The organism is Salicola sp. AFF1 (assembly GCF_056783195.1).
The window spans coordinates 1-15,503 of sequence record NZ_JBXAYL010000028.1 but is presented as its reverse complement, the minus strand read 5'-3'; the positions used below and the strand labels follow the sequence as shown (position 1 = coordinate 15,503).

Genomic DNA, 15,503 nt, shown 5'->3' with positions numbered 1-15,503 from the left:
GGCGTCGGGTCAGACCCCGAGGCCGTCCAGGGCTGCTGCAAGCCAGTCCACCGTGCGGTCGATGTTGCGCAACTTTTCCAGCCCGAAAAGACCCACACGGAAGGTCTTGTAATCCTCTGGCTCATCACAGGCCAATGGTACACCCGCTGCCGTCTGGAGGCCCTGCTCAATGAAGCCACTGCCCTTGTGCAGATCGTCACGCCGGGTGTAAAGCACGACGACGCCTGGCGCTTCGAATCCTTCAGCCGCGACGCTTACAAAGCCTCGCTCGGCGAATAGCGCCCGCACCCGGCGGCCAAGCTCTTCCTGGCGTTCCCGGGTAGCATCCAGACCGTCATTGACGGTTTCCTGCACGGCATCCCGGAAGTCCTTGAGCGAATCGGTGGGCATGGTCGCGTGGTAGGCATGGCCACCGCCTTCATAGGCCTGCATGATCTGGTGCCATTTCTTGAGATCACCGGCAAAACTGCTGCTGGTGGTGGCTTCCAGGCGTTCCAGTCCCCGGTCACTCAGCATCACCAGGGCTGCGCAGGGGGATGCGCTCCATCCCTTCTGGGGCGCGCTGATGAGAACGTCCACGCCAATGGCGGCCATATCCACCCAGAGCGCTCCCGAGGCCACACAGTCGAGCACGAAGATCGCTCCCACTTCATGGGCGGCGCTCGCCAGCTGTGTCAGGTACTCATCCGGCAGTCGCATGCCTGCTGCTGTTTCCACATGCGGTGCGAACACAACCCCGGGCCTGTTCTCCCGGATGGAGGCAACAACCTCCTCCACGGGGGCCGGCCGGAAAGGCGCCTGACTTCCGGACTCTACCTGACGGGCCTTGTGCACCGTCGTTTCCGAGGCAATACGCCCCGCATCCAAGATCTGGCTCCAACGGTAGCTGAACCAGCCATTGCGAACGATCAGGCAGGCGGTGTCATTGGCAAACTGGCGTGCTACAGCCTCCATGCCGTAACTGCCGCCGCCTGGCACCACGATTGTGGCAGCGGCGTTGTAGACGCTTTTCAGAGTACCTGAAATGTCATTCATAACCCCCTGAAACTCTTGACTCATATGGTTCAGGGAACGGTCGTTGAACACGACGGAATACTCCAGAAGCCCTTCGGGGTCAACGATCGGGATCTGTTTTGACATGGTTCAGACACTCCTAGGTCCAGAATGGGAAGGATCTATTTTTAACATCTTCCGGGGCAGCCCTCCACCGAACGCCATCCTGTTGCTGCCAGGTCAGCATCAGGGTGGCCGTCAGTGGTGCCCCACAATGGCTTTCCCACAGAGGCTGGAGCCGTTAAAATGCGCGCTGTCCGCTGCGGAGAGGTGGCAGAGTGGACGAATGCACCGGTCTCGAAAACCGGCGACCGTGCAAGCGGTCCGAGGGTTCGAATCCCTCCCTCTCCGCCATCTATCTTTTTTTCTCCCCTGCCCAGAGGATGCTGCCGCAGCAACGCGAGCTGCCCGGTTCTTCTGTTACTTCTGCACCAGAAATCGCACAGATACCTGGTTGACCTGAAAAGTCAATGATCTATGGTTACCCATAACGGTAGATTGTCCGTTCCATACTGCCACGACAAAAAACCATCACGGCTCCCTGATGACGCAGGGTCACGGTTGCAAGCGGGATCGCATCCCTGAGCGGAGCAACACCCACCATTCACGAGGGGAATCCACTCATGCAACAACAGCTGTCAAAGGATTCAAACCAGGACCGGCTCAACCCAGTCGTGTTCTTCGGCTCTTCCATCCTGATTGTCGTCTTTGCTCTTTGGACCATGTTCTTCACGGGCGCTGCGGAGAACATGATCAACACCATGCTGGGATGGGTATCCACCACATTTGGCTGGTATTACTTTCTGACTGTGGTTGCCTATCTCCTTTTCGTCATCTGCATTGCTGGCTCACGCTTCGGGCATATCAAGCTCGGGCCCGATCACTCCCAGCCTGAATTCAATGTGGTGTCCTGGGCTGCGATGCTTTTCGCCGCCGGTATCGGCATTGACCTGCTGTTCTTCTGCATTGCCGAGCCGGTATCCCAGTTCCTGGCGCCGCCACAGGGCGAAGGCGGCACCGTTGAGGCGGCCCGCCATGCCATGGAACTGACCTTCCTGCACTGGGGTGTATCCGGCTGGGGGATCTATACCCTGGTAGGCATGTCCCTGGCCTATTTCAGTTACCGCCACCAGCTGCCGCTTACGATCCGCTCGGCTCTGTATCCCATCTTCGGCAAGCGCATCTACGGCCCCATCGGTCACGTGGTGGATATCGCAGCGGTGCTGGGAACAGTCTTTGGCATTGCAACCAGCCTGGGCATCGGCGTCATCCAGCTGAACTATGGGCTCAGCACTCTATTTGATCTACCCGAGAACACCTGGGTGCAAGCCGTTCTCGTGCTGCTGATCGTTGTCTTCGCCACCCTTTCGGCGGTAAGTGGGGTGGAGAAAGGCATTCGCCGGCTTTCCGAATTCAATATGCTGCTGGCTGCCCTGCTGGTGATCTTTGTCCTGATCGCTGGGCCCACCGTGTTTCTGCTGAACGCCCTGGTGATGAACATCGGTGATTACATCACCGGCTTCATCGGCATGTCATTCAACACCTACGCTTTTGAGCAGCCCACGGACTGGCTCAATGCCTGGACCATCTTCTTCTGGGCGTGGTGGATCGCCTGGGGGCCGTTCGTGGGTCTCTTCCTGGCCCGTATCTCGCGTGGCCGCACCATCCGTGAGTTCACCGTTGGCACACTCATCCTGCCCATGGCTTTCATGATGGTATGGATGTCCATCATGGGGAACAGCGCCATTGACATGATCATGAACGGAGCGGAATCGTTTGGCGAACAGGCCATGAACCATCCCGCCTCCTCGATCTACATGTTCATGGAAAGCCTGCCCCTGGCGGGCATAACCACCATCGTGGTGTCGATTCTTGCTATTGTGTTCTTCGTGACCTCAGGGGATTCTGGCGCCCTGGTGCTGTCGAACTTCACCTCCATCCTCAGGGACGTGAATCATGACGCCCCGGTATGGATGCGGGTTCTCTGGGCCGCCATCATCGGCTTGCTCACCCTGGCCCTGTTGATGGCGGGCGGCCTTCATGCCCTGCAGAGTACCGTGGTTGTCATGGGGCTGCCATTCTCGGTGGTGCTGTTCTTCATCATGGTTGGCCTCTACAAGGCCCTCAAAACGGAATCGCTCAAGCGCCACAGGCCACGCCCCGCGCCAGCCGGTGCTTTTGCCGGCACGGATGTGGAGGCCCCCACCTGGCGCCACCGGCTGACCCGGGCCATGCGTTTCCCGGACTATGACCAGGCCATGCGCTTCCTTGAACAAACCGTCAAGCCGGCGATGGCCGAAATCGAGCACGAACTCAAGGAACGCGGCGTGGATGCCAGGATTGACGGCTGGGACGACGAGTCCCGGCACCTGGAACTGAATGTGGATCTGGGGGACGACGGACTGTTCACCTATCAGGTCTGGCCCCGTCGCGCGACCATGCCCGCGTTCGCCATCAGGCCGCACGCGGAACACAACACCTATTACCAGCTTGAGGTGCACCTGGAGGAAGGGGGCCAGGGCTATGATCTGATGGATTATACCCAGTCCCAGATCATCGAGGACATTCTCGACCAGTACGAACGCCACATGGTGTACCTGCGGCGGCGCCATGAAGCGCCCGGTGATGTTTCCATGCCGGGCCAGCATGGCCGCAATGGGGAATAGGTGAACACTCGGATGGAGTAGCAAGTGCACCGGCGAGCTTGAACACGGGAGTCAATCATGAGCGAGCAAACGTTTGACCGTGAAGCGGATTACGTCATCGTCGGTGCCGGCTCTGCCGGTTCCGTACTGGCGGACCGGTTGAGCGCGGATGGTAAACACCAGGTACTGGTGCTGGAGTTTGGCGGTAAGGACAACTCCGTGTTCATCCAGATGCCAACCGCCTTCTCCATTCCCCTGAATAAGCCCCGTTTTGATTGGGGCCTGCACACCGAACCCGAACCAGGCCTGAACAACCGCTCGATCCATCAGGCCCGGGGCAAGGTGATAGGTGGCTCCTCCTCGATTAACGGCATGGCCTATGTTCGGGGCTCGGCCGGCGACTTCGCCGAGTGGCAGGAACGCGGCGCCCGGGGGTGGGATTATGCTGATGTCCTGCCCTACTTCCGGCGTGCCGAGGACTGCATCTATGGGACGGACGAGTATCGCGGCACCGGCGGCCCCCTGGGCGTGTGCAATGGCAACAATATGCGTAATCCGCTCTACCGGGCCTTTATCGAGGCGGGCGAGCAGGCCGGCTATGGCCGAACCAGTGACTACAACGGCTACCGCCAGGAAGGCTTTTGCCGTATGGACATGACCGTACGGGATGGCGTGCGCGCATCCACGGCCAACGCCTACCTCAAGCCCGCCCTTAAACGCCACAACCTGCAACTGGAAATGCATGCGCTCACCCAGCGCGTGATCATGGACGGCCAGAAAGCGGTTGGCGTGGAATACAAGAAGCATGACCAGGTTGTCCGGGTTCGCGCCCGCCAGGAAGTCATCCTCTCTGCCAGTGCGTTCAACTCGCCCAAGTTGCTGATGCTCTCGGGCATTGGTCCGGCTGACCATTTACGTGAACATGGTATTGAGGTGGTTCGGGATCTGCCCGGTGTGGGAGACAACCTGCAGGATCATCTGGAAGTATGGGTCCAGCGTCGCTGTACCCAGAAAATCACCCTCAACGGTTGGCTCAACCCCCTGGCCCAGGGCTGGATCGGCGCACGCTGGTTGTTGACCAAGACCGGACTGGGTGCCAGCAACCAGTTCGAATCCAATGGCTACATCCGCAGCCGGGCCGGACGCCAGTATCCGGACCTGCAATACCATTTCCTCGCCGGCGCTATTGCCTATGACGGCTCCAGCGCGGTCAAGGGCCATGGTTTCCAGGTGCATCTGGGGGCCAACAAGCCCTACAGTCGTGGCCGCGTCTGGCTGCGCTCGGCGGATCCCGCCGACCCGCCCCGGATGCGGTTCAACTACCTGGCCGAGGAAGCGGACAAACAGGCTTACCGCGATGGGGTTCGGCTGACGCGGGAACTGTTCGCCCAGCCCGCCTTCGACCCCTATCGCGGCGAGGAAGTCTCGCCTGGCAGGGACGTCCAGAGCGATGACGAAATCGACGACTGGGTGGCCCGGAGTGCGGAAACCGCCTATCACCCCTGTGGCACCTGTCGCATGGGCGAGGATGACGGGGCCGTGGTGGATCCGGAGTGCCGGGTGCGTGGGGTCGCGAACCTGCGCGTGGTGGATTCGTCCATCATGCCCACCGTCACCAACGGCAACATCAACGCGCCCACCATCATGATCGGGGAAAAGGCCGCCGATCATATACTGGGCAGGGAACCTCTACCCCCCTCCGAAGCGGAAGCCTATTTTGCCCCGAGCTGGCAGGCCCAGCAGCGCGAAGGCGCCCCGACCCGGCGGGTGGATGAAGTGGACTGACCGGACCAGGCGGTAACCAGCGCGTATCGCCTTCATAGTGTCTGACGATTGCGCTGAGTGGAAGTCGGGTGAGAGCGTTGGCGTTGATGTACCAGAATCAACCACAAGCCGACCTCGACACCCCGGAAGCCATTCACCAGCTGGTTCAGTCGTTCTATGGCCGTCTGCTGGATGACCCGGTCATGGCCTCGGTCTTTCTGGAATCCGCCGGAGTCAATCTGGATCACCACCTTCCGACGATCGAGGCCTACTGGCGCAAGATGCTGCTTGGCGAGCGCGGGGGCTATACCCGGAACATGGTGGCCCGGCATGAAGCAGTACACGCCAAGCACCCCCTTACCATGGAGCACTTCGAGCGCTGGGGGATGCACTTCCACGCCACGGTGACCGAGCTTTTCGAGGGGCCCGGCGCCGACAGGGCCCACCGGATCGCGGACCGGATTCTGGCCAATCTGAAGTCCTGGCTGCTGGAACCTGAGACCGTTCAGGAGGCATAAAGGCGCGCTGCCTCCTCGGTCACCATGGCATGCCGACGTGCCAGCGCCGCCCGGTCGTTGTCATACCCGCCAGCGATCACCGTGGCTACCGGGATCCGGCGCTGTTTAAGGGTTTCGAGAACCAGCGCCTCACGCCGTCTTATCCCCTCATAACTGACACCCAGCCGGCCCAGGGGATCATCCGCGTAAATGTCCACACCTGCCGCGTACAGGACCATGTCGGGTTGCCATCGGTCCAGCTGGGCATGGAGGCAGTTGGCGACCTCATTCAGGTAATCCGCGTCGCCAAGTCCGTCCGGCAGGGCCAGGTCCACGTCACTCAGGGCCTTGGTGAAAGGAAAGTTCCTGCCGCAGTGAATGGAACAGGTGACGGCGCGGGGGTCACCCGCCAGCAGGCGGGCGGTTCCGTCGCCCTGGTGCACGTCGCAGTCAAAGATCAGGATACGATCCAGTCCATTGCATTCAAGCAAAACATGAGAAGCCACTGCCAGGTCATTGATGATGCAGAATCCTGCCGCAACGTCATACTGGGCGTGGTGGGTGCCGCCGGCCTGGTGGCAGGCAATGCCGTAATGCAGAGCCAGCTGGGCTGTCAGCACGGTTCCCGCCGGGGATGTCAGCGTGCGCCGGACCAGTCCCTCGCTCCAGGGCAGGTTAACCCGCTTCAATTCACGATGCGTCAGGCGATTGGTCCGGAAGCGTTGAACATAGTCCGGGCAGTGTACCGCGTGCAGCCAGTCGTCCCGACAACGTCCGGGCCGGAACCGGTTAGCCGCTGTCGCAATCCCGGCTTGCTGGAGGTGTTCCATGAGCAGCCCGAACTTGCTCATCGGGAAACGATGGGACCCCGGAAACGGAAAACTGTAGCAGGGGTGGTGCACAATAGGGACCAAAAGCGGGCGCTCCTTTCATCTCGGGCCCGTCTAACTGTATAAGGGGCTTTGAGCCATGCCAAGCTTAAGGAGGTCCCGCCGTGAGCCGAGGGCTCAATTACCGTCATCTTCACCACTTCTGGATGGTTGCCCGTGAAGGCTCCATCGTGCGCGCCGCTGAAGCGCTTGACCTCGCGCCCCAGACCCTCAGCAGCCAGATCAGTACCTTTGAGGCGGACATTGGCACCCGGCTTTTCGAGCGCCGTGGCCGGAGACTGGTGATGACCGATCATGCGCGCACCATTTTCCAGTACGCCGACCCCATGTTCCGGACCGCTGAGGAGCTGGAAAGCTGGCTCGACGAATCGGAGGCCGCGCCCGCCCGCAAACTGCGCATCGGCATCGTTGCCTCCATCCATAAGTTGTTTGCGTATCGTGTTATTGCACCCGCACTTGAGATAGCGACTCCCATCACCCTCAAGTGCCGCACGGGTAGCCCAGGCGACCTCACCCAATCCCTCGCTCGCCATGAACTGGATGTGGTCATCACGGACCGCCCTCCAACCGGCGACGAGGATTTTCAATGGCACCTGAATCCCCTCAGCCAATCCGCCATCAGCCTTTTCGCTGAACCCACCCTCGCGGAGCGCCTGGCCCCCGGTTTCCCGGGCAGTCTTGACAGCGTTCCCTTTCTGGCCAACGCCCTTGAGGCGCCCTATTACCAGCAGCTTATGCAATGGTTCCGGGACCGGGGAATCCGGGTCCAGGAGGCGGCGGAGATTGACGACAGTGCCCTGATCAAGGTCTTCGGTCGGGCCGGCCTGGGCGTTTTCGCGGCACCGACCCTGATCCGGGATGAGGTCTGTCGCCAGTACCAGGTTCAGGAGCTTGCGAGCCTCGAGGCTGTCCGGGATCAGATCTATGCACTCCACGGGGCCGAGGGCCTGCGCCATCCGGGAATAAAGGCCATCTGCTCCGGATCCTGATTATCAGATTTTTTCGGTTATCAAAACGAAAGAACCTTATTTATTCGATCCATCCAGAAACCGATACTGGGGCTGTCATCAATAGAGGAGACCGGCCATGAAAACCATCCTCAAGTACTGTCTTGACGCATCCGGTAACGATAACAGCCTCAGGCTGACCGAGGGGTTTCGTGTGGTTCGCACCGAGTACATTGCGGCGGAGAAGCGTGTCTACATGTGGGTGGAAGTTCCCCTGAAAGCCGGTACGCCGGAGGTCCGGGTTGACTTCAGGGTGATTCCATCAGGCCAGCCCATCAGGGACGATTATCAGTATGTGGGGACAGCCCTCGATACGCTGGATCCGGAGGCCTATCACGTCTTCAGCTATCAACCGGTGTACCAGTCAGCTCAGCCACCCCGGTCCACAGAGGGCGCGAGTCAGCTCGTGCGGGTGGCCTGAAGCTGGCGCCAGGGTCCGGGATTCATGGTCTGCCCGGGCCTTGTCTCCTGTCGCTGAGCACTGGCCGACGTGACCCCAGCCACTGGTCCATAACCTTCAATTGGTCGTATAACTCAGCGAAGTGACAGTCTCTGGGGGAATGATCCATGGATACACTGTTCTACGACGGCCAGTGCCCGCTTTGCATCAAGGAAGTCCGTCTTCTCCAGCGCATCGGGGATGACGATCTTCGATTGATTGATGTACACAGCCTTCAGGACCCGGCCGTCTGGCCCGGCGTGTCACGCGAGCACCTTCTGCAGCGGCTGCACCTGCTCGACGACTGGGGCATCTACCGCACCGGGCTCCGCGCCACGGTCCAGACCTGGTGCCATACGCCTTTCGGGTTCCTTTTCCGGCTGCTGCTGATTCCCGGTCTCCGCATACTGGCCGAAGCGGCCTACAACCGCTGGGCGCAGCGGCGCTATTGCCACCGTTACGGGTGTGCGGTCGTGTCTGGAAGCCATTGATTCAGAAAATCTGCGGCGGCATGCTGCGACAGATCTCACTGGCACTGATCGGGCTGATGGCCCTGAGCATGGGATGCAGCAACGTGAATCCGCACTACGACCCGGATAAAGCCCACCACACCGAATCCGGCTTCACCAATAACTACAACGCGGATAAACCAGGCGGCGGCGACTTCCTTCGCTGGCAATGGAACCGCTGGTGGAACGGCCTCCCCAAACCACCGGCCGAACCCATCGAAGGGATTGAGCCGGACCTCGGGTACATACAGAACAACGAGGACGATGTAGCCCTGACCTGGATCGGCCATGCCACCGTGCTCTTGCAGGTCGGTGGCCTGAACATCCTTACCGACCCCCAGTTCTCGGACCGTGCCTCGCCGGTGTCGTTCGCCGGTCCGCCCCGGCACCAGCCACCAGGCGTGGCGCTTGAGGATCTGCCCCACATTGACGCGGTCGTCATCTCCCACGCCCACTACGATCACCTGGACCTGGCGTCCGTCACCACACTCTATCAGCAGGCGGGTGGCCCGCCCCGATTCTTCATTCCCTTAGGTATGGGCCAGTGGTTCCGGGACCATGTCACCGACGGTGACAACACCCACCTGGACCCCATGGATTGGTGGCAGACGCGCGAATTCCGGGGCGCAACCATCCGTTTCCTGCCCGTCCAGCACTGGAGTTCCCGTACGCCCTGGGACGAAAACGAAATGCTCTGGGGCGCCTGGGCGGTGACGCATCCGGATTTTGATTTTCTGTTCGGCGGCGACTTCGGGTACTCAAAGGACCTGAGGGACATTGGAGAACGGACAGACGGCTTTGACCTGGCCGCCCTGCCCATCGGCGCCTACGAGCCGCGCTGGTTCATGAAGAGCAACCACGTAAACCCGGAGGAGTCCGTGCAGGCCATGAAGGACGTTGGTGCCCGCCAGGCCATGGCCATCCACTGGGGCACCTTTGAGGGCCTGACCGACGAGCCGCTGGACGAGCCGCCTGAGCGACTCAGACAGGCACGGGAAGCCGCCGGTCTGTCACCGACGGATTTCCGGATCCTCAGTCACGGCGAGACCTTTCGGCCAGGAAATCGCTGAGCACCCGGGCGGTTTCACTCTCGCGGCTCTTCGCCACCAGCGCTTCAGGGGCGCCCTCAGCAACCACCCGACCACCGCCATCGCCGCCGTCCGGGCCCATGTCCAGCACCCAGTCCGCTTCCGCGATCAGGTCCAGGTTGTGCTCGATCAGCATCACGCTGTTGCCGGCATCCACCAGCCGGTGCAGCACATGGATGAGTCGCTCGACATCCGCCATGTGCAATCCAACCGTGGGTTCATCCAGGATGTAGAGGGTGTGGGGCTGGTTCTGGCGGCGCACGTCCGGCCTTGCCCGGGCCAGTTCGGTCACCAGTTTCAGGCGCTGGGCCTCCCCGCCGGACAGCGTCGGGCTCGGCTGGCCCAGGCTCAGGTAACCCAGCCCGACCGCCTGCATCAGCTCCAGTGCATGGTGGATCTTCGAGTGGGCGCGGAAGAACTCAACGCCCTCGTCCACGCTCATGCGCAGCACCTCGCCGATGTGCTTGCCGCCATAGGTCACGGCCAGCGTCTCGGGCGTAAAGCGGTCGCCGCCGCAGACCTCACAGGGCACGGATACGTCCGGCAGGAAGTTCATTTCCACCTTCTTGAGCCCCTGGCCGTCACAGCCCGGGCAGCGTCCTTCCTTCGTGTTGAAGGAGAAACGGCCGGCGTTATAGCCACGCAGGCGCGCTTCCTCGGTACCGGCAAAGAGCTTGCGGATGTTGTCCCAGATGCCCACGTAAGTCGCCGGGCAGGAGCGGGGCGTCTTGCCGATGGGCGTCTGGTCCACCTCGAACACGCGATCCAGCGCCTGCCAGCCCTCAATACGCCGGCAGCCCCGAGAGGTGGGTTTCCCGTCACGCCCTGCGCCGTTCAGCACGCGCAGATTATCGTGCAGAATGCCGCGCACGAGTGAACTCTTACCCGAGCCGGACACGCCGGTCACGCACACCAGCCGTTCCAGCGGCAGGCGCACGTCCACGCCACGCAGGTTATGCAGGCTGGTTCCGCTCACATAGAGCCAGTTTTCCGCCTCGGTGGGTCGGCGGTCTTCGGCAATCAGCGGGTGCCGGATGGGGTCGGCCAGACAGCGCCCGGTGGTGGACTCCGGATTGGCTTCGAGTTCTGCAACCGTGCCCTCGGCGACCACGCGCCCGCCGTTGACCCCGGCGCCCGGGCCCAGATCAATGACATGCTCCGCGCGGCGGATGGTGTCCTCGTCGTGCTCCACCACCAGGATGGTGTTGCCCTTGCCTTCCAGCCGGCCGAGGGTGTCCAGAAGCATGCGGTTGTCGCGCGGGTGCAGGCCGATGGTGGGCTCGTCCAGGATGTAGCACACGCCCTGGAGGTTGGAGCCCAGCTGGGCCGCGATGCGGATGCGCTGGGCCTCGCCCCCGGAGAGCGTGGGCGCGGCCCGGTCCAGGTTCAGGTAGGCCAGCCCCACCTGCTGCAGGAAGTCCAGTCGTGCGCGAATCTCCGGCATGATGTCCTGGGCGACCTCCGCATCACGCCCGGTCAGCGCCAGGGCTTCGAAACGGTCCGCCGCCTCCTTCACGGACAGCGCCGTGTACTCGGCGATGTTGCGTTCCCGGAAGTAGACCGACAGCGCCTCTGGCTTGAGGCGACGCCCGGCACAGGCGCGGCAGACACCTGTTTCCTGATCGTCATCTTCCTCCAGCCACACGGCCTCTTCTCCCGTCTGGTCCTCATCGAAACCACTCAGGGCCAGGCCTGTGCCGTAGCAGGAGGGGCACCAGCCGTGCTTGGAGTTGTAGGAGAACAGCCGCGGATCCAGCTCCGGGAAGCTGCGCCCGCAACCGGGGCAGGCACGCTCGGTGGAGAAGATGGTCTCGCCCGCCTCTGTCAGCAGTTTCATGGTGCCGTCCCCGTAGGCCAGCGCCTCGCCGATCAGGCGATCCAGCGTCGCCTCATTGCCGGGCGTAACGGTGAGCGTGCCCATGGGCAGGTCAATGTCGTGTTCCTGGTGGCGGGCCAGGCGCGGCCAGTTGGCCGTGGGCTGATACTCACCGTCCACGCGGAGGTGTTCAAAGCCCTTCTTCCCGGCCCAGGTGGCCAGATCCGTGTAGTAGCCCTTGCGCGCCACCACCATGGGCGCCAGCAGCGTCGCTTCCTGCCCACGGGCATCGCGAAGGATGCGGGCACGGATCGCCTCCGGCGTCTGCTCATCAATGGGCAGCACGCACGCCGGGCAGTATTGGGTGCCCAGTTTGACGAACAGCAGCCGCAGGAAGTGGTAGAGCTCGGTCATGGTGGCCACGGTGCTCTTGCGCCCGCCCCGGCTGGTGCGTTGCTCGATGGCCACCGTGGGCGGAATGCCGAAGACCGCGTCCACGTCCGGTCGGGAGGCGGGCTGGACGAACTGGCGGGCGTAGGCGTTGAGGGATTCCAGGTACCGCCGCTGGCCCTCGTTGAAGACAATATCGAAGGCCACGGTGCTCTTGCCGGAGCCAGAGAGGCCTGTGAGCACGGTCATCTGGTTGCGCGGAATCCGGATATCCACGTTCTTGAGGTTGTGCTCGCGGGCCTGGTGGATGGTGATGGCATCCGGGTCGCCACTGTAGGGTGCCGGTGCTTCGGCCACCATGGGCTGGCTGTCAGCCTCGGTGCTCTGCCCCAGGTAGTCCCGGAGCGCTTTCCCAGTGTGGCTTCCGGGCACCGCCATGACCTGTTCCGGTGTGCCACTGGCGATCAGTTCCCCACCCCGGTCGCCGCCTTCCGGCCCCAGGTCGGTGAGCCAGTCGGCGGCCGCCATCAGGTCCTGGTTGTGCTCGATCACGGCCAGTGAGTGGCCCTCCGCCAGCAGCCGCCGGAAGGCCCCGAGCAGCGTGGCCACGTCGTCCATGTGCAGGCCGGTGGTGGGCTCGTCGAACAGGAACAGCAGGTGGTCGCTCGCTCCCTTGCGCCCGGCGGCCTTGGCCAGGTGCCCGGCCAGCTTGAGGCGCTGGGCCTCGCCTCCTGAGAGGGTCGGTACCGGCTGGCCCAGGCTCATATAACCCAGGCCCACCGCCTGCAGCGGCTCCAGGCCCTGAAGTACCTTCGGGTAGTCCGCGAAGAAGCTCACCGCCTGGTTCACGGACATCTCCAGCACACCCGCGATGGACTGCGGCGGCACCGGGCTCTCCGTGGACGGCGGCAGGGTCACCTCCAGGATCTCCGGCCGGAAACGCCGACCGTCGCAGTCCGGGCAGCGCAGGTAAACGTCGCTCAGGAACTGCATCTCCACATGCTCAAAGCCGTTGCCGCCACAGGTGGGGCAGCGGCCATTGCCGGCGTTGAAGCTGAAGGTACCCAGGGTATAGCCCCGCTCCTTCGCTTCCGGAAGGCCCACGAAGACCTTGCGGATGGCGTCGAAAGCGCCCACGTAGCTCGCCGGTGTGGAGCGCGTGGTGCGCCCGATGGGCGACTGGTCGATGAGGACGGCGTCATCGATTCGCTCATGGCCCTCAATGACCTCATGGGCGCCAGGTACTTCCCCGGGGTGGCCCTTGAGCTCGGACACAGCGCGGTAGAGGACGCTTTCCATCAGGGTGGACTTGCCGGAGCCGCTGACGCCGGTGAGGACGACCAGGGCGTTCAGGGGGAGAGCCACATCCAGGTCCTTCAGGTTGTGTTCCCTAGCGCCACGAATGCGGATGGCATTATCAGCGTCTACGCTCGCCCCCTGGGCGCCGTGCTCAATGGTGTTCACCTGCCGCCGCCCGGTCAGGTAGTCCGCAGTAAGAGACTGCCCTTCCCGCATCAGAGTGTCCGGGTCGCCCTCGAAGACAATGCGCCCGCCCTGCTCGCCCGGGCCCGGCCCCATGTCGATGATGCGGTCGGCCGCCTGCATCACCTGGGGATCGTGCTCCACCACCAGCAGGGAGTTGCCGGCATCGCGCAGGCGGTGCATGACGCCGATGATGCGGTCCATGTCCCGCGGGTGCAGGCCAATGCTGGGCTCGTCCAGCACGAACAGCGTGTTCACCAGCGAGGTGCCCAGGGCCGTGGTCAGGTTGATGCGCTGGACCTCGCCTCCCGAGAGGGTGCGGGACTGGCGGTCCAGGGTCAGGTAGTCCAGCCCCACGGCCACCAGGTAGCCAATACGGGCGCGGATGGCGTCCAGCAGCAGGTCCGCGGCTTCGTCCAGGGGCGCAGGCAGCTCGATCCGGTCAAACAGCGCGGCCACCCGCCCCAGGGGCAGGTTCATCAGGTCCGCCAGGTTCAGGCCCGGCTGCTGCTCCAGAGTCTCCTGCGGCAGGGTAACGCCCACGGGCCGGAAGCGCTCGTTCGGCTCAACAACCGTATCCGCGTCCGCCTTTGAGCCCAGGCGCCAGAGCAGCGATTCGGTCTTGAGGCGGGCACCCTTGCACGCCGGGCAACGGTCGTAGGAGCGGTAACGGGAGAGCAGCACCCGGATGTGCATCTTGTAGGACTTACTCTCCAGGTAGTCGAAGAAACGCCGCACCCCGTACCAGCCACCCCGGCTCACGTTCCAGCGCCAGTCCCTGTCGCCATCGACCACCCACTGGCGATCAGCCTCCGGCAGATCCCGCCACGGGATGTCAGTGGCCACGCCTTCCGTGCGGCATTTCTTCAGAAGATCCTGCTGGCATTCGGAGTAACTCTCGGTCTGCCAGGGCTTTATGGCGCCCTCTTCAATTGATTTCGAATCATCCGGGATCACCAGGCGGTAATCGATGCCCATGACGCGCCCGAAGCCCCGGCACTCCTCACAGGCCCCCATGGGGGAATTGAACGAGAAACTGTTGGGGATGGGGTCAGTGTAGTCCCGGTCGCAGTCCGGGCAGTGCAGGCCCCGGGAATAGAGCCACTCCGCCTCGGGTTCCCGGTTATCGTCGAGCGGCTGCGCGATGAGCCGGCCCTGACCGGCCCGTAACGCCCCTTCGACTGCCTCGGTGAGACGATCCCGGCGGTCTCCGGAAAGCCGTACACGGTCCTGGGTCACCCTCAGCGAGCCGTCGTCCAGAGTCTCAACCCGTGTATAGCCCTGGCGTTCCAGCTCGGTTCGCACCCGATCCTCGGCCACATCCCCGCTCAGTGGCATATCGAAGGCGATCACGGCCCGCCGCCCCGCGCCCCGTTCCAGAAGGTCGGCGACGATGCTGTCCTCGCTGTCCCGCCGCACCTCGCGCCCGCAGCCGCCGCAGTAGAGCCGCGCCGCGCGGGCGAACAGGAGCTTCAGGTGATCGTTGAGCTCGGTCATGGTGCCGACCGTGGAGCGCGAGTTGCGCACCGGGTTGGTCTGGTCGATGGCGATGGAAGGCGGGATGCCCTCGATGGCGTCCACGGCCGGCTTGTCCATGCGATCCAGGAACTGGCGAGCGTAGGGCGAGAAGGTTTCCACGTAACGGCGCTGGCCCTCGGCGTAGACGGTATCGAAGGCCAGCGAGGACTTACCCGAGCCACTGGGGCCCGTGACGACGGTCAGCTCCCCAACGGGCAGGTCGACGTCAAAGTTGCGCAGGTTGTTCTGGCGGGCGCCACGGACGCGGATCACGTTCTGGTTTCGGCTCATGGACGATACAGCTCACGCGTTGAAAGGGGTGATTAAACCTAGGAGTCTGCGCGGTAGAAACCGCATTCTGGCATAATAACGCGAAATTCTTCTCTTGCAGGAAGCCCGATGGGA

Annotated in this window: 10 protein-coding genes and 1 tRNA gene; 8 read left to right on the top strand and 3 right to left on the bottom strand. The window is 62.9% G+C overall.

The annotated features are described in order from the left end of the window. Positions 1-9 precede the first annotated feature (9 nt). On the bottom strand, positions 10-1,140 hold the full coding sequence (locus AC1RQI_RS14520; protein WP_481905358.1) for an aminotransferase class V-fold PLP-dependent enzyme: 1,131 nt from the start codon (positions 1,138-1,140) through the stop codon (positions 10-12). Between the two features lie 177 nt (positions 1,141-1,317). On the opposite strand from AC1RQI_RS14520, the gene AC1RQI_RS14515 reads away from it, so the two are divergent. The 4 genes from AC1RQI_RS14515 (at position 1,318) to AC1RQI_RS14500 (ending at position 5,980) form a co-directional block, all read left to right on the top strand. Next, positions 1,318-1,407, top strand: a tRNA-Ser gene (locus AC1RQI_RS14515). 269 nt (positions 1,408-1,676) lie between these two features. Then, positions 1,677-3,719 (top strand): choline BCCT transporter BetT, encoded by a 2,043-nt coding sequence (betT, locus tag AC1RQI_RS14510; RefSeq protein ID WP_416634462.1) that lies wholly within the window; start codon positions 1,677-1,679, stop codon positions 3,717-3,719. A 57-nt stretch (positions 3,720-3,776) separates the two neighbouring features. After that, a complete protein-coding gene (gene betA, locus AC1RQI_RS14505; RefSeq protein ID WP_481905357.1) occupies positions 3,777-5,483 on the top strand; it encodes a choline dehydrogenase in 1,707 nt (568 codons plus the stop codon). Positions 5,484-5,569: 86 nt separating this feature from the next. Then, positions 5,570-5,980: a group III truncated hemoglobin gene (locus AC1RQI_RS14500; protein ID WP_481905356.1), complete on the top strand. Its 411-nt coding sequence runs from the start codon at positions 5,570-5,572 to the stop codon at positions 5,978-5,980. Here the strand turns inward: AC1RQI_RS14500 and AC1RQI_RS14495 are convergent. Beyond that, positions 5,968-6,810, bottom strand: coding sequence for a histone deacetylase family protein (locus tag AC1RQI_RS14495; protein ID WP_481905355.1), 843 nt, complete (start codon positions 6,808-6,810; stop codon positions 5,968-5,970). The two genes, AC1RQI_RS14500 and AC1RQI_RS14495, sit on opposite strands and share 13 nt — an antisense overlap. A 143-nt stretch (positions 6,811-6,953) precedes the next feature. On the opposite strand from AC1RQI_RS14495, the gene AC1RQI_RS14490 reads away from it, so the two are divergent. From AC1RQI_RS14490 to AC1RQI_RS14475, 4 genes are all read left to right on the top strand, one after another. After that, the gene (locus AC1RQI_RS14490) at positions 6,954-7,838 is read left to right on the top strand and encodes a LysR family transcriptional regulator (RefSeq protein ID WP_481905354.1); all 885 of its coding nucleotides are present in this window, start codon (positions 6,954-6,956) and stop codon (positions 7,836-7,838) included. A gap of 97 nt (positions 7,839-7,935) precedes the next feature. After that, positions 7,936-8,277 (top strand): DUF7352 domain-containing protein, encoded by a 342-nt coding sequence (locus AC1RQI_RS14485; RefSeq protein WP_481905353.1) that lies wholly within the window; start codon positions 7,936-7,938, stop codon positions 8,275-8,277. 146 nt (positions 8,278-8,423) lie between these two features. Further along, positions 8,424-8,786, top strand: coding sequence for a thiol-disulfide oxidoreductase DCC family protein (locus AC1RQI_RS14480; RefSeq protein WP_481905352.1), 363 nt, complete (start codon positions 8,424-8,426; stop codon positions 8,784-8,786). 20 nt (positions 8,787-8,806) lie between these two features. Further along, a complete protein-coding gene (locus tag AC1RQI_RS14475) occupies positions 8,807-9,874 on the top strand; it encodes an MBL fold metallo-hydrolase (RefSeq protein WP_481905351.1) in 1,068 nt (355 codons plus the stop codon). On the opposite strand, the gene uvrA is transcribed toward AC1RQI_RS14475, so the two are convergent. Next, entirely contained in the window at positions 9,837-15,389 is a 5,553-nt protein-coding gene (uvrA, locus tag AC1RQI_RS14470) for an excinuclease ABC subunit UvrA (RefSeq protein WP_481905350.1), read from the bottom strand. The two genes, AC1RQI_RS14475 and uvrA, sit on opposite strands and share 38 nt — an antisense overlap. Positions 15,390-15,503 lie beyond the last annotated feature (114 nt).